Here is a 22,206-nt window from a genome sequence, read left to right as displayed (position 1 = left end):
GTTCTTCTATTTAAAAAGTAATACTTATAAAGTAACTATCTATTTTTTCACGCATTAATGGTATGATGGGATGAGTTAAAATTGAAAGGACGACGATTATGTCTACAAACAATGAATTTTTACAGCAATCTGCTACATATGGACAAATTTTTTCCAACAATGAAGATGATGAACGCAAAGCAAAGACGACATTACTTGCTAATAAAATAATCCATAAAGAATATACGATTGCTTTTGCTGGACACTTTTCAGCGGGAAAGTCTTCGACAATTAATGCATTAACAGGTGACGATCTCTTACCGTCAAGCCCTATTCCGACAAGTGCGAATATTGTGAAGGTACATAAGGCGGATGAAGATTATGCTATTATCCATCGTGTTGATGGAAGTGCTGTGAAATTCAGCGGCCATGGGTTCTCTGAAGGCGTGAAAGCGTACAGTAAGGACGGGGCGGAAGTTTCATTGGTTGAAATCGGCCATACAGAATCCAAATTACCGGAAGGAATTACGGTAATGGATACACCAGGCGTAGACTCGACAGATGATGCACATAGACTATCGACGGAGTCTTCATTGCACTTGGCGGATCTTGTATTCTATACGATGGATTACAACCATGTACAATCAGAAATGAACTTCCGATTTACAAAAGAATTAATGCGCTATAATAGTAACGTTTATTTAATTATTAATCAGATCGATAAGCACCGCGACAGTGAATTATCATTCGATGAGTTCAAAAAGTCCGTCGAAGATTCGTTCAAGTTATGGGGGGTAGAACCAAAAGGGATTTTCTACACGTCACTGAAACAACTGGATCACCCACATAATGATTTTGAAAAAGTCAAAGCAATCGTTGACGGTTCGATTGAACACCGAGAAGAGAATTTTGAACAAAATATCGAGCAATCTTTATTGAAATTAAAAGATGAGCATATGAAATATCTTCAACAGCAAGTGGATGACTTGAAGGAGAATCATTCGGAAATCCTCAGCGAATCCGAGTGGGGGCAGTTTGAAGAGTTAAATCAAGATTTGAAGGATGCGAAAAAACGACTGGAATTAGTTTCGGGTGACGAATTCTATGTGAATTTCGAGAAAGAACGCAATGAATTATTGTCGAACGCGGGACTGGCGCCATTTGAAACGAGAGAATTACTGAAAGACCATTTGGAAGCCAAGTCACCAAAATTCAAAGTAGGTTTACTATTTGGTGCGAAGAAGACAGCGGAAGAGCGCGAAAGACGTCGTCAAAAGCTAGATGATAACATTTCAGGTCTGGCGCATACACAAATCGAAATTTATATGAAAGCGTTGATGAAAAGTTCATTAAAGCAAGCCGGAATCTTAACCGATGAGCGTTCACTGGCGATTGATAATATGGATCTAACACTACCGTTTGACAAAGTGGATGAGCAACTGCATGTACAAGAAGTGATCACTGGCGAAACTATTTTGAATTATGCAGAGCAAATGAAGCGTGCCATTCATTTAGTATATAAACGTAAAACGGATAAATGGAAACAAGAGATGTCCGTCATCGCGAAAGAATCGGGTGGTGAGCAGTCAGGACCTCTCGTCGAAACGATTGCCGTGCTGCAAGAGAAAGTAGATGCACTAAAAGAAATGAATAAGTGGCAAGAGCGTATGGAGTGGGTCGATAAAGAAATCGCCAATCCGTCTGCGCCGACACGTATGGGCCGCGATCAACTGGTTACGGAGTGGGAACAGCCTAAAAAAATCGAAACAATTGATTATGTAGCAAAAGTAGAAGAGCAAGAAACGATTGTTGAAGAAGTAGAAGAAGTAGTGGAAGAAGAACATCAATTGGTCGATTCAGAAAAAGCCATCATACATGCACAGCACATCGCCGAATCGGTCGAGGCGATTCCTGGATTTGCAGAAACGGCATCGTATTTGATGACGAAAGCAGACCGCCTAAAAGGACAGGAATTCACAGTTGCATTGTTTGGCGCATTCAGTGCGGGGAAATCTTCATTCTCTAACGCTTTGATTGGCGAAAAAGTGTTACCCGTATCACCGAACCCTACAACGGCTGCGATTAACCGAATCCGTCCAGTAAGTGAAACCCACTTGCATAATACTGCGGATATTCACTTGAAAGATGAAGCCACGATGACTGAAGACGTAGCGTTGTCATTCGGTGCCCTCGGTATCACGATTTCTTCACTGGAAGATGCCTTTAATAAAACAGATGTTGCTATGAAGCAACCACTTGAAGATGAGAACTTGCACATCCATAAGTCGTTCATCAGCGCATTCCAAAGAGGATACCCTCTTTATACGCCTGCATTAGGGACGACGTTGACAGTAGAGCGTGAGGAATTTACGAAATTCGTTGCACAAGAAGAACGTAGCTGTTTCGTCGACTCTATCGATTTCTTCTATGACTGTCCATTGACTCGCCACGGTATCACATTGGTGGATACCCCAGGAGCAGATTCCATCAACGCGCGTCACACCGACGTAGCGTTTGAATATATTCGTAATGCCGATGCGATTCTTTTCGTAACATACTATAACCACGCATTCGCACGTGCTGATCGTGAATTCCTTATCCAGCTAGGCCGTGTGAAAGACGCATTCGAACTCGATAAAATGTTCTTTATCGTCAATGCGATCGATCTTGCTTCAAATGAAGAAGAAGGCGAAGAAGTAAAAGGCTTCGTTGCCAATGAATTGCAGAAATTTGGAATCCGCAATCCGCGGGTACATGGTATTTCAAGCCTTGAGGCACTGGAAGGCAAATTAACACAACAACCGAATGCATTAATGGTCGATTTTGAAGAGAAATTTTATTCATTCCTTGAGCATGATTTACGTGCGCAAGTCGTGCAAGCACTGGAAGAAGAAACAACGAAAACAATCGGTCGTCTAGCTTCATTGATCGACAGAACGATCCAAAACCGTTCACGTAAAGCGGAAAGACTGGAAGAGCTTGCGACTGCTGAATTGGCAATAAAAGAACGTTTTGAAAAGAGTGCCAGGAAGATCTTAGTGAAATCCACTCAAGATGAATTGAGTGAACTCGTCTACTATATTTTACAACGTGTATTCTTACGTTTCGGTGATTTCTTCAAAGAGGGGTATAGTCCGTCCACTTTCGCGAAAAACTCATCGGATAAAGCATTGAAAATCGCATTGGCGGAAACAGTCAATATGGTAGGCTTTGACTTGACACAGGAATTGAAAGTAACGAATTTGCGTATTCTTCAATACATGAAGAAGCAATTGCTAGAACGTCAGCGTATGGAAGTCCGTTCACTAGCCGATATGGACCAGTCAATCGTGCCTTCGCCATACGAGCCGAATGATAAAGAGATGTTGTCATTTGAAACACCATATGAAGATCCTATGGTGTACAGCGCAGTGAATAAATCGTTCAAAAATCAAAAGTCGTTCTTTGAACGTGGCGATCGGGATATCTTGAAAGTGAAGCTGGAGGAAATATTGAAAAAAGATGCATCCAGCTATCTTGGCGATCAGAAAGAACGTATTGAAAAGTGGGCAGACTTATGGATTGAAGACGAAGCAGAAGCATTACGCGTTCATTTATTGCAGGAAAGTCTTGTACAAATTGAATCAGAGCGTACATTGCTCGATGGTTTGGAGCAGCTGGAACAATGGCAGAAAATCTATGAACAAATCCGTCAAGAGGAGTTGGTTCAATGACACAAGTATTTGTATCTATTCACGATATGGAGACAAGTCACGCAAAATGGATCGATGCACGCTTTTCATTGCAAGATGAAAAGCGGGGAAAACTTGATTATCAAAAAGAACACGTAAAAGGCGCGATTCATTGGGATTTAGAAGAAGACTTATCCGGGACTTCTGTAGAAGGTGGACGTCATCCATTGCCTTCTGCTGAACAACTGACTGAACTATTCCGTAAAAGTGGACTGGAACGTACAGATACGATTTTGATCTATGATGAGGGTGGCGGTCCATTCGCAACACGAGCTTGGTGGATGTTGCAGTATGGAGGTTTCACGAATGTACATGTCGTAACAGAAAGTTATACGGCATTACGCAAAATAGTAGACGTAACATCTGATCCTGCTACGCCTGTACGCTCGATGGTGGAACCAGATTGGCAAAAGCACTTATACGCTAGCAGAAGTGAAGTCGAAGAAGTTGTGGCGGGCAATCGACCGTCTCAACTTGTCGACGCTCGTTCTGAAGTTCGATACCGCGGGGAAAAAGAGCCGCTCTATCATAAAGCAGGCCATATACCGACAGCGCAAAACTTCGATTGGGAACAATTGAAGCGAGAAGGACAGTTTGATGTGCAGCACGCAAAAGAGCAATTACAACAGATTGTCACGCCTGAAGATGATGTCATCGTCTACTGTGGCAGCGGTGTAACGGCTTCCCCTTTATTCGCGGCACTTACAGAACTAGACTATCCAAACGTAAAACTATACGTCGGCAGTTTCAGCGACTGGATTTCCCAAGATGATGCACCAATTGAAACCGCAATAAGGGGTTGATACACGATGCTATTTGCATTGCTGGGCGATATTCATTCATCAAAAGAAGATTTGCAGGCAGTACTGGCACAAATTTCCGATGAAGCACCTGACGCAACTATCATCGGGACAGGTGATTTGTACGAATGCACGGTCAGCAAAAAAGATCTTCATGGGCAGACTTATCCTACTGTCGAAGAAGTGATCAAATATCCGGAAGGCATCGATGAGCTGTTAACCTTTCCATCCATTTATGGCAATCAAGAAGAACGTATTCTGTTGTTGACAAAGCAGAGTGAGCCTATACGGGACTTTTTGAACGACTTACCTGAAGCTCTAAAGATAGAAACGGCAGTTGTCATCCATGGTCACCAATGGCCGCATAACGAAGCAGAGGCGTGGCTTGCTGAGTATCTACCAGAGGTGCACCTGGTATTTCACGGACATACCCACCGATCAAGCTTCACGAGTGATGGACAATCTGTGCCGATTAGCTGGAACGACGAGCTGCCGGTTGTGGGATCTCGAAATATCGTTAACGTAGGTGCTGTAGTAGGCTTTAGAGAATGGGTATTATATGATTCTGAAAAACAAAATGTTAGATTTATGAAAGCGTCAAAAGGCTGAGGGATTCATGTCTAGCTCGTTTAGTTGAGTGGTGAATAGTAAAATAACATGGGAAGCATCGCATTTTGCGGTGCTTTTTTATTTTTGAAATAGAAAAGGATGATGCGACCATGAGGAATGAATAAAGCACATGCATATAGTTGCAGTTGTGGAAGTTGAAAAATGATTTCAATTGATAGAAAATTTAGGTGAAGGGATTTGGAGATTTTCCGCTTTTTAATAGATAATGTAGTATTGGCTTATATCATCATCGAAGATACTCGGAAACCTTATACAAAGGAAGACGAAAAGCTAGAACCTCTTTGTTACGTAGATGAAGAAACTAAATATTGGAAATAGCTTTATACTGTTAGTATGATGGAGTTACTAAATAGATAGTAGGAGGCGTGTTGAAATGACAAAATATGAATTATCAAACGTGTGGAAGTGGGAAGTAGAGAATTCGAATAGTGGCGGTAATCGTCCGACAGCCGGTGAACGTTTTGAACAAAAACTACCAGTCGGAGAGGCACCGTTCCAACTCTATTCACTGGGAACGCCGAACGGTATTAAAGTGACGATTATGCTGGAAGAATTAAAAGAGTTGGATGTCGACGGTGCAGACTATAATTTGTATAAAATTAATATTGGTGCCGATGAACAATTTGGTTCAGATTTTGTCGAGATCAATCCTAATTCTAAGATCCCCGCCCTAGTCGATCAAAGTCAAAGTCCACGTGTGGAAGTTTTTGAATCAGGGTCGATTTTGCTTTACTTGGCTAAGAAATTTAATAAGCTGATCCCCACAGATATTCATGGACGGACAGAAACCCTTAATTGGCTATTCTGGCAAATTGGGTCGGGTCCATATGTTGGTGGAGGGTTTGGTCACTTTTTTGCTTACGCGCCAGAGCCTATGAAATATCCAATTGATCGTTTTACTATGGAAACGAAACGTCAATTAGACGTACTAGATAAAATATTAGCTCAGCGTTCTTATATCGCTGGTGATACCTATACGATTGCAGATATTGCGATATGGTCTTGGTACGGACGTTTAGCTTTAGGAAAATTGTATGAAGGCTCTTATGAATTTTTAAACATGGATGAATATACCCATCTCTTGGAATGGTCTCATCGCATTGCGAAACGACCAGGCGTTCAAAAAGGTCTTGCAGCAGAGTATCAGTCGATTGGGGAGTAGTTTCAAAAAAGACATGTGTTGATGCTTTTCCTCTTGAAAATAGCAACAGCTTTTCCGTAATAGGTCGCTAAAAATTAAAAAAGATCAAGTGGTGAGTTTTTATTAAATGCAGGGAGGAAAAGGATGGTAAGGCAGCAGGATTTTACAGAAGGAAATATAATAAAACAACTCATGCTTTTTTCAGGACCCATTATGATAACAAATTTACTACAAGCATCCTATCAATTTATCGATAGCTTGTGGGTTGGGAATTTGATTGGTGCGGATGCACTTGGTGCTGTGGCTATTTCTGGGACAGTCGTCTTTACGGTTTTGTCATTCGTCATCGGCTTGAACAATGCCGCACTGACAATTTTATCCCAGCAAAAAGGCAGAGGTAGCGAGTCGGGCCTTCGGCGTTATTTGAATGCATTTGTCGTTCTGCTTTTCGGCATGTCCATCATGCTAGGTGTTGCAGGATTTATATTAGCGGAACCACTCTTGCTTTTACTTGGAACTCCCGAGGCGATGTTGGCGATGGGCGTTTCGTATTTACGAATTAATTTCATCGGGATCCTTTTCTTATTCGGCTATAATTTTATTGGTACCGTATTCAGATCGGTAGGCGATTCGAAGACACCGCTTTATTTTGTGTTAGCCGCAGTTATTTTGAACACAGTACTTGATCCTTTATTTATTTACGTCTTTGGATGGGGAGTTCAAGGCGCTGCTTATGCAACGATATTCTCACAGGGAATCGCATTTGCCGCTGGTGCTATTTATTCAGTGCGGAAAAGCCTGGTTCCATTCTCAAAACCGCATATTCCAGCGCGCCGGGAAGTACTCGATATATTGAAGTTGGGAATTCCTGCGGGTTTACAGATGAGCGTCATTTCGGCTGGTGTGATGGCAATCATGAGTGTAGTCGCATCATTCGGCCCGGCAGTTGTCGCGGGATACGGGGCGGCACAAAGATTGGATAGTTTGATTATGCTGCCGGCCCAAGCACTCGGAACTGCGGTCAATAGTATGGCGGGTCAAAATATCGGGGCGGGCAGATGGGACCGGGTTCATAGAATTACGTTGTACGGGTTTATATATAATTTGATTATCATGTTTGCAATCGCAATTCTTATCATCCTATTTGCAGATTATGGGATTAAGCTATTCATAACGGAACCGGAAGCCGCTGATTTTGGTAAAAACTATTTAAAGGTAATTGCATTATTTTATCCGTTCCTAGGCATTAATTTTGTTTTAAATGGGGCTGTCCGTGCGGCGGGCGCAATGTTCCAAGTGCTTGTGCTAAACATCATTTCTTTTTGGATTCTTCGTTTTCCCATTACGTACATATTGTCAGGCATCATGGGTGAGAAAGGAATTGCACTCGGGATGGGCGTCAGTTTTGTTATTAGTAGTATCGTCGCGTTTATGTATTACCGATATGGAAAATGGCGAGAAGCCGAAGCTTTCGGGGAATGAATCAAACGACTAGAGTGGAAGGTACTGGATATAGAAAGTATGAAGACCGATTCGTGAACCTAATTCAATCATTGCAATGGAATATGTATAGTGCTAAAACAGCGGGGGGCTATGTTATATAGGTTCACGGAATACCGCGTTTAATGAGGTTGATATGCGGAATAAAAAACATGTAACGGACTATCATCTTGTCGAGAATTAGGAGGTCATACTCTTGCAAAGTACCCGGAGAGTAGGAATGATTTCTTTTGTTAGTCTACTTATAAGAATGGCTTTTCTTTGCCTTTTTATTTTTTCAGGTAGATTATTCATACCAATGCCACTTTATCCTTGTTCAGCGTAAAAAGACAAATTCGGGAGAGTATCACTTTATGTTTACCCACTAATTTTAGTCATCTACTTTTTGTTCTCCGCTCGTAAGATACACGTCCGGCTGCAGCACAGATCTACGGTCGCAACCACTTAATCCCCTGCAAGAAAGGTCGTCATGAAGCACGACCTTTACGAATAAAAATAAAGCACTAGCAGTACACTCTCTTAGTGACGGTTCTCACAAGATGACAAAACATCTCGCCCAGCTCATCCTTTTTGCTTTTTCTGCATCAAAATCGCTTGTCGCGCAAGCATATCTGCCGTCTTGTTTGTACTGTCGGCAATCCACTTAATAAAGAACAATTCAAACGTCGCTGCTAGTCTCAATGCCTCTTGCAAATAAGGTGCATACTGCGCGTTCTTTACAAATTCCTTCTCCATCGACTGCACGACCACCGTCGAATCCGAGCGCATCGACACCATGCCTGTTGTCAGCTTTGACGCCTCCTCAAGACCTCTCACAAGCGCTTGAAACTCCGCGTGATGATTATTCGTCGGCTCAATCGGCTCACTAATCCGCACGTCCTGACCTTCTCCTTTAATATACACACCAATTCCGCTCAACCCCGGATTACCTGCGCTTGCACCATCTATGTACACTTCCAACATAATATTTTTCGCTCCAATCTGGTAATGAATTGTAAAAAACGTGGAAACACTTGCAACATCCCGTCAGCCGACTTAAAATAGATAAAAGAAAGGTGGGAGTTCTTTTCTAATGAATAAAGTCGTTGTCATGAAAGAAATTAATCAATTGCTTGATATATATTGTGAAGGTTGTTACGTTAAAAAACAACTTACAAACGAACGCGGCAAAACAGGCGCTCACCAATTTTGTATTTCTGACTGTACAGTAGGAGATCAGCTACAATTCCTTGGGAGAGAAATTAACAAGATCAGTACTGCCTCCAAATAAATAATGAAAAAGCATCCCGCAACTGCGTGGATGCTTTGTTTATGTTATAAATTCAGCTGTCTATGTCGAGATGAGGTTACATTTCATCCTCAAGAGTCGATACGTTAGCCGCCTGTGGACCACGATTTCCTTCAATTACTTCAAAAGAAACTGTTTGACCTTCAGCCAGTGTTTTAAATCCATCTGTAGCAATTCCTGTGAAATGCACAAATACATCTTCACCATCATCTGCTTCGATAAACCCATACCCTTTGTCACTGCTGAACCACTTCACTTTACCTTGGTGCATAATAATTCCTCCTCGGCAATTAGAAATCCATCTCCACACGTAACGTGCAAGCCTACTACGGACAACTTACACAATACGGCTTCTTACACTATACATGAGTGGACCAAGCGTGTCAATGTTAGACGGAATACTCTGATTACTATTTAAAAATAGCAAGGAAAGTATTGGTTTTTGTCTGAATAGTATCTATAATGAAGAAAGATTCATTTTTACTATACTTGTGGATTAGGTAAGGAAGTGTTGGAGTGAAAATTGTCATCACGCTTTTGCAAGTAGGATTTTTATACATACTCTTTCTAACAGGAAAATTTTTACACGCGAAACTCTCCATTCCGTTGCCAGGTAGTATTATCGGTTTGCTAGTGTTATGGGGACTGTTATCGATCAAAATCATCCCACTTCGCTGGGTGGAAAAAGGTGCATATGTATTTCTATCGACTTTGCCACTGTATCTGATTCCCGCAACGGTTGGCGTGATGGATTATGGTCATGTGTTCGCAGGGAAAGGAAGTCTACTGATCTTGATTACAATCGGTAGTACATTTATCACGATGGTCGTAGCCAGTTTAGTCAGCCAATTTATGGCCAAGCGCAATGTGAAAGAGGAGGGGACTCTTTCATGAATACAGTTGTACTTGCCTTCACGATGATCTTATTCACGGTTATTCTTTATTTTGTGATGAATGCCGTCTACGTAAGGTTACGTTCGCCGTTTTTAGTACCCATCCTGACAACGACTATCGCAGTCATTGTATTGTTATCGTTATTCGACGCGTCTTATGAAACGTATATGGTAGGTGGTAAATGGATTGACGCGTTGCTTGGCCCTGCCATTGTCTCTCTTTGTATTCCACTCTATAAACAACGGGATGTCATCAAAAAGAATGTATTGCCTATCTTTGGTGGAGTCGTTGTTGGAGGTATTGTCGGAATGTTGACAGGTGTCCTAGCAGCAAGGTGGGTCGGATTTTCGACTGAACTTCTAGCGAGTATTTTACCGAAATCCATTACATCCCCAATTGCCATGCAAATAGCAGAAGAACTCGGTGGTATTCCTTCACTGGCGACGGTATTCGTTATTATCGCCGGTCTCGCTGGAATCCTTATGGGTCCTTGGATCAATCGCTGGTTCAAGATTGACACAGCGATTGGTCAGGGCATCGGTCTTGGAGTGGGAGCACACGCAATTGGAACATCTAAATCACTTGAGTACGGTGAACAAACGTCTTCCATGAGTTCAGTTGCCATGACGTTGTCAGCAATTATCGGTGCGCTTGCAGGCCCTCTATTCGGTATTTGGTTATTTCCATAGAAAAGCGGAATTCCTATTCAATTAGGAATCCCGCTTTTTTTAATGCTTCTTCTGCATCGCGTAGCTGTTCTATTCGTGGAGCGGAAATAGCGTGTAAATGAATCCCGCTATCATCCAAATTCAATAGATAAGGCGCTTGTGCTTGCTGGATCTGTTCGATGAACGTCTTGACTTCTTGCCGGTTCGATACCATGATCGATGCGCGTACATCGCCATACACAGGATGTTCAACTCGCACATCTCTTACGGTTACGCCATGGTCGACTAAAATATGCAACTCTTCTTCAGTTTGTTCAGGAGAATGTTTACAGACGATAATTTTTTCCATGTCTTTTACTCTTTTAGTTGAATGTGTGTATAAATATCCTTGATTCGTCGCCATGATGGGTTCGTCTTTTGCTTTCAATAAATTAATATCACTGACGATTACTTGTCTGCTGACTTTTGTCAAATCACCTAGTTCTGCACCCGTAACGGGATGATTAGCTTGTTTTAACGTTTGGAGAATCAAATTTCGACGCTGTTCTCCTGCCACTTTTGCTTTTGGTCGCAAATTTCTCACCTTCTATCTATAAAATATCTATCGGGGTTTGTGCTGTATGTGGTAATACCGCGACTTCAAGTAACGCGATTGCCAGTTGAGTGACATTTGCTCGCGTTGATGTCTCGCCAAATGAAATCCGAATGAATCCTTTCGCCAAGTGGGCGGGTATATTCATCGCGCTCATCGTCATAGATGACTGTTGCTGACCGACTTGGCACGCACTGCCTGTTGACACCGCAAATCCTCTTCTATTTAATTCTAACATAATGAGCTGTCCTTCTGAATGGTTGGCGCATAGACCCATAATTTGCGGAAGTTGTTCAAATGTCTTTAGACTGCCATAGAAAGTGAATAAATCTTGCCGGGTGGAAAGTATATCCATAAAGAGAGTGCGTAATGTAGCGTACTTTACTTCATTGGGATTTGCCAGCTCAGCTGCCGTAACGAATGCAGCAATTCCTGGTACATTCACCGTTCCACCCCTAAATCCTTTCTCTTGTGTGGCCCCTGGAAATAGCGGAACTGCACGAATGTGTGGATTAATATAGACTGCGCCAACCCCTTTTGGACCGTGCACTTTATGGCTTGATATGGACAAGCTGTCTACATATGGAGAGATATCACGAACAGATAATTTACCGAATGATTGTACACAGTCACTATGCAAATAAATCCCTTTAGGTTTTACTAATTCAGATATGGATTGGATCGGTTGAATGGTACCGATTTCAGGATTGCAGTGTTGCACAGATACAACAGTCGTTTGTTCAGTAATGGCATTTTCAAGTGCTTGTAAATCGATGATACCTTTCGTTGTAAAAGGGATCATGGTGATATGGAAGCCTTGTCCTTCAAGGTACGCAGCAGCTGAATGCAAAGAAGGGTGTTCCGCGGCAGAAAGAATAATATGCTGTCCTTTTTTCTTTGCAGACTCAGCTAAAGATAGTAGTGCGAGCGTGTTACTTTCCGTACCGCCTGAAGTGAAGTATATCCCTTCAGGACGTACACCAAGAAGTGCAGATAGGTGTTGTCTGCTATGGGTCAAGATGTTTTGTGCAGCTCCTCCCGCATCGTGTAGGCTTGTCGTGTTGCCAAACTGTTGTTGCGAGACGGACACATAGACCGAGGCAGCTTCTTCACGAAGAGGCGTCGTGGCAGCGTAATCAAAGTAATGCAAATGAATGACCTCCTGCAAAAATTAATATATTCATCTTGTCATACAACTGTATATATGTAAAGATAGATGTAAAGACACTATGTCAAAAGAAGGGTCGTAGGAATACAGATGAATAGAATCAAATTGGTCTCAATGCTTGAACAGTTTTTCATAGAAGACGTGGGAGATGGTGATTTGTCGGCTAATTCATTATTTCCTGCAGACGCGATAGGTGAAATGCAAATCATCACTAAAACTTCGGGAGTATTTTGCGGAGTAGATGTCATCACGACAGGTTTTCAAGTAATGAATCCTTCTATAGAAGTCACGTGTCTCGTAGAAGACGGTGAAAGAATAACGGACAAGCAAATACTTGCGACTGTAAAAGGGCCTGTTAGAAGTCTATTGACCGCGGAACGAGTGATACTGAATTGTATCCAGCGAATGACTGCGATTGCAACGAAAACTGCTGACCTAACCGCTTTATTGTCGGGAACGAATACAAGAGTTTGTGATACACGCAAGACAGCACCCGGACTCCGCATGCTAGATAAATATGCAGTTCGTACAGGCGGTGGATTTAATCACCGCAACGGTTTATATGACGCGGTGATGCTAAAAGATAATCACTTGGCATATGCAGGTTCTATTATGAATGCCGTGCAACTACTGAGAACACGATTAGGTCATACGGTGAAAATAGAAGTAGAAATTGAATCACTAGCGCAACTCCAAGAAGCTATAGAGGCAAACGTGGATATTATTATGTTTGATAACCGAACGCCACAACAAATTACGGACTGGTTGCCATTAGTCCCCCCGGATATCATAACCGAAGCTTCCGGCATGATTACAGAAGACACCATCGCTTCGTATGGTGAGACGGGAATAGATTACATATCGGTTGGCGCACTGACACATTCCGTAATTGCAGCTGACATTAGTGCAACTATACAACTTACTACGCAGGAGGATGGAAAAATATGTCGATGATGGAACTTCTAAAAGAACAGGCAAACGCTATGTTGCCTGAACAATATAAACAGTATACGGTGAGTGAAATGGAAGAAAAAATTCGGGCCATTAAACAAACATTGGGAAACAAATTATTTATTCCTGGCCACCACTACCAGAAAAATGAAGTCATTCAATTTGCGGATGCTACGGGAGATTCTTTGCAATTAGCACAAATTTGCGCAGCAAACGAAAAAGCGGAACATATTGTGTTTTGCGGTGTGCACTTCATGGCGGAAACGGCGGACATTCTAACAACGGAAAATCAAAAAGTCTATTTGCCTGATATGCGTGCCGGTTGTTCGATGGCTGATATGGCGGACATTTTCCAAACGGAACGCGCATGGAAGGACTTGCAAGCGCGTTTTGGTGATACGATTCTGCCATTGACGTATGTCAATTCAACGGCAGCAATTAAAGCGTTCGTCGGCCGTAATGGTGGCGCGACAGTGACTTCGTCAAATGCGAAAGAAATCGTTCAATGGGCATTCACTCAGAAAAAACGAATTTTATTCTTACCTGATCAGCATTTAGGACGCAATACAGCGTATGGGCTCGGTGTGCCTCTTGATCATATGGCCGTATGGAATCCCATAACGGATACTCTCGAATACGATGGACAAAACGAAGAGTGTCAAGTGATATTATGGAAAGGGCATTGCTCGGTTCACGAGAACTTCACGGTAGAAAACATTCGTCAGTTACGTGAAAATGATTCTGATCGGCGTATTATCGTCCACCCGGAATGTTCACATGAAGTCGTGATGAAGTCTGATGACGCTGGTTCTACGAAGTATATTATTGATCAAATTGAAGCCGCGGCTCCTGGTACGAAATGGGCGATTGGCACGGAAATGAATTTGGTCAACCGCCTGACGGAAAATCATCCTGAGCAAGATATCATTTCCTTAAACCCTTTAATGTGTCCTTGTTTGACAATGAACCGTATCGATTTACCCCATTTACTATGGAGTTTGGAAAGTATCATGGAAGGCGCAGAGCAAAATATCATCAAAGTGGATGCAGTGACTTCCGCTGAAGCGATTGATGCGCTTAACCGTATGTTGCAACGAAACTAACGTAGCAGCGCTTGACAATTACTCTGAATATTGTATGATTGGGAAAATGATAGTGAATGTTGAAGAAGGACCAGTAGATAAATAGCATGTGTTAGAGAGCGGAATCCATCGGCTGGAAGTTTCCGTCGCAATGCCTTGTCGAACCTGCCTTTTGAGTCCTGTAAAAAACAGGCGCGGACCTTGGCGTTAAAAGGAAAGTGGGATTCGTGAAGACGAGTCCAATGATGGTGGCACCGCGGAAGTTACGTCCTTTCGTCCTGATTATATCGGGACGATTGGGCTTTTTTATTTTATAAATATAGATGATATGGAGAAATGGAAGGCGAATTCATATGAAAAGACAACGAATAGTTGTGAAAATCGGTAGCAGCTCGTTAACGAATGATAATGGAGAAATCGATCAGGTAAAATTCAATGATCATGTCGATGCCTTGGCGATGCTTAAAAACGTTGGACATGAAGTCATTGTTGTCTCTTCAGGAGCGGTGGCGGCAGGCTTTGCCCGTCTCGGTTATCCTACCCGTCCACAGACCATAAAAGGTAAACAAGCCGCAGCAGCAGTAGGGCAGAGCTTATTGATACAGTCCTATATTGAGAGGTTTAGCGCACATAAAGTCATTCCAGCTCAGATCTTATTGACGCGTCATGACTTTGCCGATCGCGATCGATACCGCAACGCATTTGCAGCGATGTCTGAATTACTTGATCGTGGCATTATGCCGATCATTAACGAAAATGATACAGTATCCATTGACGAGTTAACGTTTGGTGATAATGATATGCTATCCGCATTGGTCAGTGGTTTTCTACATGCGGATCAGTTGATTATCTTAACCGATGTCAACGGGATCTACACAAGTAATCCACGAACAGATCCAGACGCTGTACGATTGACTAAATTGGATGAAATCACGGATGAATTATTGGGTGGCGCTGACGATGTCGGCTCGAAAGTTGGTACAGGGGGCATGCGTTCGAAGATACTAGCTGCAAAAACCGCACACACGTTGGCAGTTCCGGTCTTCATCGGAACAGGACGCGGTCCATCAAAATTGCTTGATATTTTAAAAGGTCATGGAGACGGCACATACATTTCCAGTCCTGTTGCCCATACGATCAATACGAACCGCCAATGGATTGCCCTTCATTCCGAATCGACTGGACGTCTGTACGTGGATAAAGGGGCTGAAGAAGCCATTGTGCATAACGGACGCAGTTTATTACCTGCAGGTGTCTTTAAAGTACAGGGTGATTTTGGTATTGGAGAAGTGGTGGAAGTGTTTGGTTTAGATGGTTTGATCGGTAAAGGTGAAGTCACCTATTCGTCTGAGCAATTAAAACAAACGATATCCGATAAGGATAAACTGGAAGAATCCAAACCGATGCTAGAAGTCATCCACCGTGACCGCTGGGTGCAAGTATAATCAAAGGAGAGAATTTATTATGAGTGAGATTAGAGATAAAGGCAAGGCGGCAAAAGAAGCGAGTATTGTGCTGAACGTAGCAACGACAGCAGAGAAAAACGATGCATTGCAGTTAATTGCTGATCAATTAATGAAAGAACAGGATCAATTGCTCGCTGAGAATAAAAAAGATATTAAAGAAGGTCGCGAAAAAGGAATTGACGCAGCTGTTCTCGATCGTATTTTATTGACGCCTGAACGCATTGAAGCTATGGCGGAAGGTGTTCGTCTACTAATTGATTTACAAGATCCAATTGGAGAAACGCTAGAGGAAATCCATAAGGAGAACGGATTACATATTGTCAAGAAGCGCGTGCCCATTGGTGTCATCGCCATGATTTATGAAGCGCGTCCGAATGTTACGATAGATGCTGCATCGTTGGCATTGAAAACAGGGAATGCGGTCGTGTTGCGTGGTAGCTCGTCCGCAAAATATTCCAATTTGGCCCTATGGCGTGTTATTCAACGCGGACTCGAAAAAAGTTCATTACCAGTCGATTCTGTTCAATTAATCGAAGACACGAGTCGAGAAACAGCAAAAGAATTGTTCACACTCAACGACTATTTAGATGTTTTGATTCCACGTGGCGGTGCGAAGTTAATCCAGACTGTTATCCGTGAATCTACGGTACCGGTGATTGAAACAGGGGCGGGGAACTGTCATGTATTTATTGATGAATCCGCAGATGAGAAAATGGCGATTGATATAGTAGTCAATGCCAAAACACAGCGTCCGTCGGTTTGTAACGCGATCGAAACCGTTCTGATCGATTCCAACTGGTTGTCGCAGTACGGAAAAAAATTGATCAACGCATTACAAGACCATGATGTTCAACTGCAAGGTGACGAGAAACTTCAGGCGTTTGATTCGAATATCGCTGCGGTTGAAGAAAATGATTGGTCAAGTGAATACCTGGACTTGACATTACGCGTAAAAAGCGTGGAAAATATACAGCAAGCACTCGATCATATTGCAACATATAGCACGAAGCATTCGGAAAGTATTATTACACAGACGGATGCACATGCTGAGCAATTTTTGAATAGCGTCGATGCGGCAGCTGTTTACGTTAATGCTTCCACTCGCTTTACGGATGGCTTTGAATTCGGATATGGTGCAGAAATAGGTATCAGTACACAAAAGCTTCACGCAAGAGGTCCAATGGGATTAGAGGCATTGACTTCTTCAAAATTTGTTATTCGAGGAACCGGTCAAATCAGATAATATGTAGGAGGGTTTATGTATGGCAAATGAAAAACATATTTTACATTTTGAAACTTCCGCACCAAAAGACAAGCCGGCAGCGGATGATCCACTTGCTTTCGGAACAATTTTCACTGATCACATGTTTGTGATGGACTATACGGATGGAACGGGATGGCATGATCCGCGTATTGAGCCGTATAAGCCGTTTCTGTTGGATCCAGCCGCTATCGTGTTGCATTATGGACAAACTGTTTTCGAAGGTTTGAAAGCTTATTTAAATGAAGACAAAGAAGTAGTTTTATTCCGTCCAGAGGAAAATATGAAACGGCTGAACCGTTCTAGTGATAGATTATGCATGCCAATGTTCGATGAGAAATTCGTTTTAAGTGCACTAAAGGAATTGATTTCTCTTGAAAAAGATTGGATTCCCGATAGAGCAGGGACATCACTTTATGTGCGTCCTTTCATTTTCGCTACACAACCTTATTTAGGTGTAGCCCCTTCTAAAACGTACCGCCTAATGATTATTTTATCGCCGGTAGGTCCGTATTATAAAGAAGGAGTGAATCCTGTCAAGATTGCGGTTGAATCCCAGTATGTCCGTGCCGCAGTAGGTGGTACAGGCTCCGCGAAAACAGCCGGTAACTATGCTGGGGCGATGAAAGCTCAAGAAGTTGCGGAAGCAGAAGGGTATTCGCAAGTTCTATGGCTTGATGCAAAAGAACATCGCTATATTGAAGAAGTAGGCGCGATGAATGTATTCTTCAAAATTAATGGAGAGATTATCACGCCAAGCCTCAATGGTAGTATTTTAGAAGGCATCACGCGCAAGTCCGTTATTGAGTTATTGATAGCTTGGGATATTCCCGTAACAGAACGTAAAGTGTCCATCGAGGAAATTATGGAAGCCAATCGGGCAGGCACGTTGGAAGAGGCATTTGGTACAGGAACGGCCGCTGTCATTTCCCCGATAGGCGAACTGTTCTTTGAAGGCGAAAAATGCGAGATCAATCAGAATGAAATCGGTGAGCTTTCATTAAAACTTTATGAGACAATTACAGGCATCCAGACAGGAAAAGTAGAAGATCCATTTAACTGGGTTGTGCCGGTAGACTAATTTCCTTCACAAATAAGGTGGAATGTTCCGTGACAACTGCGGTGCTGTGAAGTACACTGTTAATAGTTTTGATTGAAGGGGAGTTTCCTGATGAACAAAAGTTTGATCGTTCTATTCCTGGCAGTGATGCTATTTACAGTGACAGGATGCGGAAAAACGTCTTCCGCTCCGTCGAGCGCGGAAGATTTATTGAAGAAAGCGGAACAAGCGATGAATGAATTGGAATCTGTCCATGCCAATATCGCGTACGACGAAAGTAGCGTCACATCCGATCCTGCAAAACGTACAAGCAAAAATGTACAAGTTCAGGCGGATATTGAACAGAATCCATTGAAAATTTCAGAGGAAGTCGTCTGGAAAATACCAAAACAAGGCGCGAAAAATATTCAACTATTTCGCCTAGGTGATGAATTAGCTATGCAAGAGACAGTTGAAGCAGAAAAAAGTGAATGGCAAGAGCTAACAGAAAAGCAACGCACGGAATTGCTTGGTGTGTGGGTGCCGTTTGTTTCGCCTGTAATGGACTTTTCGCTGTTAAAACCTTTCTTGCATGATGCAGAAATAGAAAAGATTGATTATGGCTATGCATTGCAGTTTTCACTATCCCCAGCTGATTATCGACAGTTGATGGAAGTGGTATCAGTGAATAGTCCGCAACCAGAAAAGTTTGTCCATACGCATGGCGGATTCCCTGTAGTGGAGAAACTGGATGTAGAGCTAACCGTAAATGAAAAAACGATGTTTGTGACGGGAATGAAGATGTCAGCGAATGTCACGAGTTATTTCGGCCGGGATTATATTCGATATAAGCAGAAACTCGATGCAAAGTATAGTTATTTCAATGATATCGATGCGATTTCCACACCGAAAGATGCGGAGATGTTCAAGTAATAGAAAAAATCCACACTGACCTACTGAAGGTTGGTGTGGATTTTTTGCTATATCTAGCTAAATCTTTAACGTGGATTCTTTTTACCTTTAAATGACTGAAGCCGTTTGTGAATGGCGGCCATTCTAGTTTCTTCACCTGCTTCTACAGGGGTGTAGAACTTGGAGTTTACTAAGTTGTCAGGCATGTATTGTTGGTCTGTCCAACCGCCAAATGTCCCTACTGGCGTTGCATGTGGATAGACGTAGCCTCCATGACCGAGTGCAGCTGATCCGCTGTAGTGTGTGTCACGTAAATGCATGGGGATTTCACCTGTTGGTTTTTCATGTAAGGTTTTTGTAGCCGCATCGATCGCTTTATAAGCGGAGTTTGATTTAGATGCTAAACACATTTCTATAATTGCCGCGGCAAGTGGAATACGGGCTTCTGGCATGCCGAGACGCTGTGCGGCATCTGTAGCCGCAAGAACTCGGCTACCTACATCCGGCGCTGCCAATCCGATATCTTCATAACTCATGACAAGCATGCGTCTTGTAACGGCAGTTAGATCCCCAATTTCAAGTAATTGAGCCAAATAATAAAGCGCCGCATCGACATCGCTGCCGCGTACACTTTTTTGCAAAGCGGATAATAAATTAAAATGATGCGAGCCCTTTTTGTCACCTAGTAAACTAATCCTAGTTAATAGTTGATTAAGTAATGTATCTTCAATAATAATTTTGCCATCCTCTTCATCACTTGCAGCCAGTAATGATTCAAGGAACGTTAACGCTTTTCGCGCATCACCATTCACGCCTTCTGAGATTTTCTCTAGTTGTTCTGTAGTGATGTCAATCGTTTGCTTACCAAGTCCTTTTTTCTCGTCTGTTAACGTCCGCTCGAGTAATTTGAGTAGGTCTGTTGGTTGTAATCGTTTTAATTGAACGATTTCACCACAACGTGAACGAATAGCGGGATTGACGTCATGGAATGGATTTTCCGTTGTCGCGCCGATCAAGACAATCGAACCGCTTTCTACGTGAGGAAGCAGTGTATCTTGTTGCAGTTTATTAAAACGATGGATTTCATCTAAGAATAGCAATACTTTACCTGTCATTCGCGCTTCCTTCACTACATCTTCTACATCTTTTTTGCCTGCTACTGTGGCATTTAACGCAATAAAAGGTAGTTTCGACGTACCCGCGATCGCATAGGCTAGAGACGTTTTTCCAATGCCTGGTTCACCATATAATAAAAGAGACGGGACATGCCCGTTCTTGATCATCCGATATAAGGGAGTATGGTTGCCGATGACGTGGTCTTGTCCGATCACTTCATCAATCGTCTCGGGCCGCATACGAAAAGCCAAAGGTTCATTATGCATGTATATCCTCCTAGCGTACGTTTGTTCTTTCATTATACTGTAAAACATTAGTGAAGTCATTTGCAAGAACCAATGATACAATTATGCTATACTGATTTCAGCAATTTTAGTAAAGGACGATGCCCAATGAAAATATCCACTAAAGGCCGATACGGACTTACAGTAATAGTAGAATTAGGACGAAAATATGGAGAAGGTCCTGTGCCTTTGCGTAAAATCGCAGAAGAGCAAAATCTCTCCGAAGCATATTTGGAACAACTCATCCCGCCTTTGCGCAACAGCGGAATGGTGAAGAGTGTCCGCGGGGCATACGGTGGCTATAAACTCGCCAAAGATCCTTCTGAAATTATGGCAGGTGACATCATCCGTTTGCTTGAAGGACCGATCCAATTAGTCGAAGGATTGGATGACGATGATATTCCGCAACGCGAACTATGGAAACGAATCGGAGATGCAATCCGAGGGGTATTAGATCATACGACGATCAAGGATTTAATTGAATTTGAAGATACGTCCACTATCGACGAATACATGTTCTATATTTAAAGGAGTTTAGCTATGAAACCAGCTATATATTTAGATTATGCTGCAACGACACCGATGCATCCAGTCGTATTGGAGCGATTCACGACTGCGTTGCAAGATACGTATGGTAATCCTTCAAGTACGCATCAATTGGGTCGTCACGCGAAGAAAGTGCTGGAAGATGCTCGCAAAACGTTAGCATCCTCGATCAATGCGTCACCCAATGAAATCATTCTTACTTCTGGAGGAACAGAAGCGGATAACTTAGCGATTTTTGGGTACGTACAGTCGGTGAAAACAGAAGGCAAACATATTATCACAACGGAAATCGAACATCATGCGGTGTTAAACCCGTGTAAACAACTGGAGTCACAAGGCTATAACGTGACTTATCTATCACCTGACCGCAATGGGGTCATTAAGGCAGAGCAAGTTCAGCACGCGTTAACAGAAGAAACCATTTTAGTCTCTATTATGTACGGAAACAATGAAGTGGGAACAATCCAGCCAATTGCGGAGATCGGTCAGCTACTCTCGACACATCAGTCCGTATTCCACACAGATGCGGTGCAAGCTTACGGTACGTGCCAACTCGATGTTGAAGAGTTGCAAGTCGATTTATTGTCAGTTTCAGCACATAAACTGAACGGACCCAAAGGCATAGGCTTTCTTTATCAGCGAAACGGCAAGGTGCTGTCGAGTCAAGTACTCGGAGGTTCACAAGAGAAGAAACGCCGCGCAGGTACAGAAAATGTACCAGCCGCAGTTGCATTTGCAGAGGCGGTATCCATTGCCGAGCAATCAAAACTAGTTAAACAAGAAAACTATTCTACGTTTAAACAAAAAATGGCGGAAGTCTTTGAGAAACACCAAATCGATTTCCGACCGACCATTCCCCACGCAGTAGCATCTTTACCGCATATTTATCATGTATCGTTTCCAGGCACCGATGTGGAGACATTTTTGATGAGCTTGGATTTAGAAGGCATAGCTGTATCAAGCGGTTCCGCTTGTACTGCAGGGTCATTTGAACCGTCACATGTCGTAACAGCTATGTTTGGTACAGAATCAGATAAAGCTAGGAACTCAATCCGCATTAGTTTCGGCTATGACTTGGATGAGGCCATTATAGAAGAAGCAGCAAATCGAATCGCAAGTGTAATCAAACGACTAGTGAAATGAATTAAGTAAAGGATG

21 protein-coding genes are annotated in these 22,206 nt (G+C 42.6%); 16 read left to right on the top strand and 5 right to left on the bottom strand.

Annotation, left to right across the window (positions count from 1 at the left end; all coding sequences use genetic code 11):
- Positions 1-98: 98 nt before the first annotated feature.
- The 5 genes from CSV75_RS05260 to CSV75_RS05240 all read left to right on the top strand — a co-directional run bounded on the left by CSV75_RS05260 (position 99) and on the right by CSV75_RS05240 (position 7,763).
- A complete protein-coding gene (locus tag CSV75_RS05260) occupies positions 99-3,692 on the top strand; it encodes a dynamin family protein (protein ID WP_099675009.1) in 3,594 nt (1,197 codons plus the stop codon).
- Positions 3,689-4,513 (top strand): sulfurtransferase, encoded by an 825-nt coding sequence (locus tag CSV75_RS05255; RefSeq protein WP_099675008.1) that lies wholly within the window; start codon positions 3,689-3,691, stop codon positions 4,511-4,513. The genes CSV75_RS05260 and CSV75_RS05255 overlap by 4 nt, the downstream gene beginning before the upstream one ends.
- Positions 4,514-4,519: 6 nt before the next feature.
- Entirely contained in the window at positions 4,520-5,119 is a 600-nt protein-coding gene (locus CSV75_RS05250; protein WP_099675007.1) for a metallophosphoesterase family protein, read from the top strand.
- 394 nt (positions 5,120-5,513) lie between these two features.
- Entirely contained in the window at positions 5,514-6,302 is a 789-nt protein-coding gene (gene yghU, locus CSV75_RS05245; protein WP_099675006.1) for a glutathione-dependent disulfide-bond oxidoreductase, read from the top strand.
- Between the two features lie 123 nt (positions 6,303-6,425).
- Positions 6,426-7,763, top strand: coding sequence for an MATE family efflux transporter (locus CSV75_RS05240; RefSeq protein WP_099675005.1), 1,338 nt, complete (start codon positions 6,426-6,428; stop codon positions 7,761-7,763).
- Between the two features lie 579 nt (positions 7,764-8,342).
- On the opposite strand, the gene CSV75_RS05235 is transcribed toward CSV75_RS05240, so the two are convergent.
- On the bottom strand, positions 8,343-8,744 hold the full coding sequence (locus CSV75_RS05235) for a reverse transcriptase-like protein (protein WP_099636052.1): 402 nt from the start codon (positions 8,742-8,744) through the stop codon (positions 8,343-8,345).
- Between the two features lie 109 nt (positions 8,745-8,853).
- Between CSV75_RS05235 and CSV75_RS05230 the strand changes: the two genes are divergently transcribed.
- Positions 8,854-9,051: a zinc-finger domain-containing protein gene (locus CSV75_RS05230; protein ID WP_085133446.1), complete on the top strand. Its 198-nt coding sequence runs from the start codon at positions 8,854-8,856 to the stop codon at positions 9,049-9,051.
- A 76-nt stretch (positions 9,052-9,127) separates the two neighbouring features.
- Here the strand turns inward: CSV75_RS05230 and CSV75_RS05225 are convergent, their stop codons facing one another.
- Positions 9,128-9,340, bottom strand: coding sequence for a cold-shock protein (locus tag CSV75_RS05225; protein ID WP_099675004.1), 213 nt, complete (start codon positions 9,338-9,340; stop codon positions 9,128-9,130).
- A gap of 245 nt (positions 9,341-9,585) precedes the next feature.
- Between CSV75_RS05225 and CSV75_RS05220 the strand changes: the two genes are divergently transcribed.
- Both CSV75_RS05220 and CSV75_RS05215 read left to right on the top strand, forming a co-directional pair.
- Positions 9,586-9,963: a CidA/LrgA family holin-like protein gene (locus tag CSV75_RS05220; protein WP_099636053.1), complete on the top strand. Its 378-nt coding sequence runs from the start codon at positions 9,586-9,588 to the stop codon at positions 9,961-9,963.
- Positions 9,960-10,652, top strand: a complete 693-nt coding sequence (locus tag CSV75_RS05215) for an LrgB family protein (protein WP_099636054.1) — start codon at positions 9,960-9,962, stop codon at positions 10,650-10,652. The genes CSV75_RS05220 and CSV75_RS05215 overlap by 4 nt, the downstream gene beginning before the upstream one ends.
- Positions 10,653-10,665: 13 nt before the next feature.
- On the opposite strand, the gene CSV75_RS05210 is transcribed toward CSV75_RS05215, so the two are convergent.
- Together CSV75_RS05210 and CSV75_RS05205 are read right to left on the bottom strand one after the other, a co-directional pair.
- Positions 10,666-11,205, bottom strand: a complete 540-nt coding sequence (locus CSV75_RS05210; protein ID WP_099675003.1) for a transcription repressor NadR — start codon at positions 11,203-11,205, stop codon at positions 10,666-10,668.
- A 16-nt stretch (positions 11,206-11,221) separates the two neighbouring features.
- The gene (locus CSV75_RS05205) at positions 11,222-12,373 is read right to left on the bottom strand and encodes an IscS subfamily cysteine desulfurase (protein WP_099675002.1); all 1,152 of its coding nucleotides are present in this window, start codon (positions 12,371-12,373) and stop codon (positions 11,222-11,224) included.
- A gap of 108 nt (positions 12,374-12,481) precedes the next feature.
- Here CSV75_RS05205 and nadC point away from each other — a divergent pair, with 108 nt between their 5' ends.
- The 6 genes from nadC (at position 12,482) to CSV75_RS05175 (ending at position 19,123) form a co-directional block, all read left to right on the top strand.
- Positions 12,482-13,345: a carboxylating nicotinate-nucleotide diphosphorylase gene (nadC, locus tag CSV75_RS05200; protein WP_099675001.1), complete on the top strand. Its 864-nt coding sequence runs from the start codon at positions 12,482-12,484 to the stop codon at positions 13,343-13,345.
- Positions 13,336-14,445 carry a quinolinate synthase NadA gene (gene nadA, locus CSV75_RS05195; protein WP_099636058.1) on the top strand — a complete coding sequence of 370 codons (1,110 nt, stop codon included), beginning with the start codon at positions 13,336-13,338 and terminating at the stop codon, positions 14,443-14,445. The genes nadC and nadA overlap by 10 nt, the downstream gene beginning before the upstream one ends.
- A gap of 332 nt (positions 14,446-14,777) precedes the next feature.
- Positions 14,778-15,869 (top strand): glutamate 5-kinase, encoded by a 1,092-nt coding sequence (proB, locus tag CSV75_RS05190; protein ID WP_099636059.1) that lies wholly within the window; start codon positions 14,778-14,780, stop codon positions 15,867-15,869.
- Between the two features lie 19 nt (positions 15,870-15,888).
- Positions 15,889-17,133 (top strand): glutamate-5-semialdehyde dehydrogenase, encoded by a 1,245-nt coding sequence (locus CSV75_RS05185; protein ID WP_099675000.1) that lies wholly within the window; start codon positions 15,889-15,891, stop codon positions 17,131-17,133.
- A 19-nt stretch (positions 17,134-17,152) separates the two neighbouring features.
- Positions 17,153-18,232: a branched-chain amino acid aminotransferase gene (locus CSV75_RS05180; protein WP_099674999.1), complete on the top strand. Its 1,080-nt coding sequence runs from the start codon at positions 17,153-17,155 to the stop codon at positions 18,230-18,232.
- Positions 18,233-18,322: 90 nt separating this feature from the next.
- Positions 18,323-19,123 carry a DUF6612 family protein gene (locus tag CSV75_RS05175; RefSeq protein WP_099674998.1) on the top strand — a complete coding sequence of 267 codons (801 nt, stop codon included), beginning with the start codon at positions 18,323-18,325 and terminating at the stop codon, positions 19,121-19,123.
- Between the two features lie 65 nt (positions 19,124-19,188).
- Here CSV75_RS05175 and CSV75_RS05170 read toward each other — a convergent pair whose 3' ends face one another.
- Positions 19,189-20,484: a replication-associated recombination protein A gene (locus tag CSV75_RS05170; protein WP_099674997.1), complete on the bottom strand. Its 1,296-nt coding sequence runs from the start codon at positions 20,482-20,484 to the stop codon at positions 19,189-19,191.
- Between the two features lie 126 nt (positions 20,485-20,610).
- On the opposite strand from CSV75_RS05170, the gene cymR reads away from it, so the two are divergent.
- Both cymR and CSV75_RS05160 read left to right on the top strand, forming a co-directional pair.
- Positions 20,611-21,030, top strand: coding sequence for a cysteine metabolism transcriptional regulator CymR (gene cymR, locus CSV75_RS05165; RefSeq protein WP_099636064.1), 420 nt, complete (start codon positions 20,611-20,613; stop codon positions 21,028-21,030).
- Between the two features lie 12 nt (positions 21,031-21,042).
- A complete protein-coding gene (locus CSV75_RS05160) occupies positions 21,043-22,191 on the top strand; it encodes a cysteine desulfurase family protein (RefSeq protein WP_099674996.1) in 1,149 nt (382 codons plus the stop codon).
- The last annotated feature ends 15 nt before the right edge of the window (positions 22,192-22,206 follow it).

This window comes from Sporosarcina sp. P18a (assembly GCF_002743135.1).
Classification (GTDB): domain Bacteria; phylum Bacillota; class Bacilli; order Bacillales_A; family Planococcaceae; genus Sporosarcina.
The sequence above is the reverse complement of the archived record's forward strand: the minus strand, read 5'-3'. Positions and strand labels throughout refer to the sequence as shown.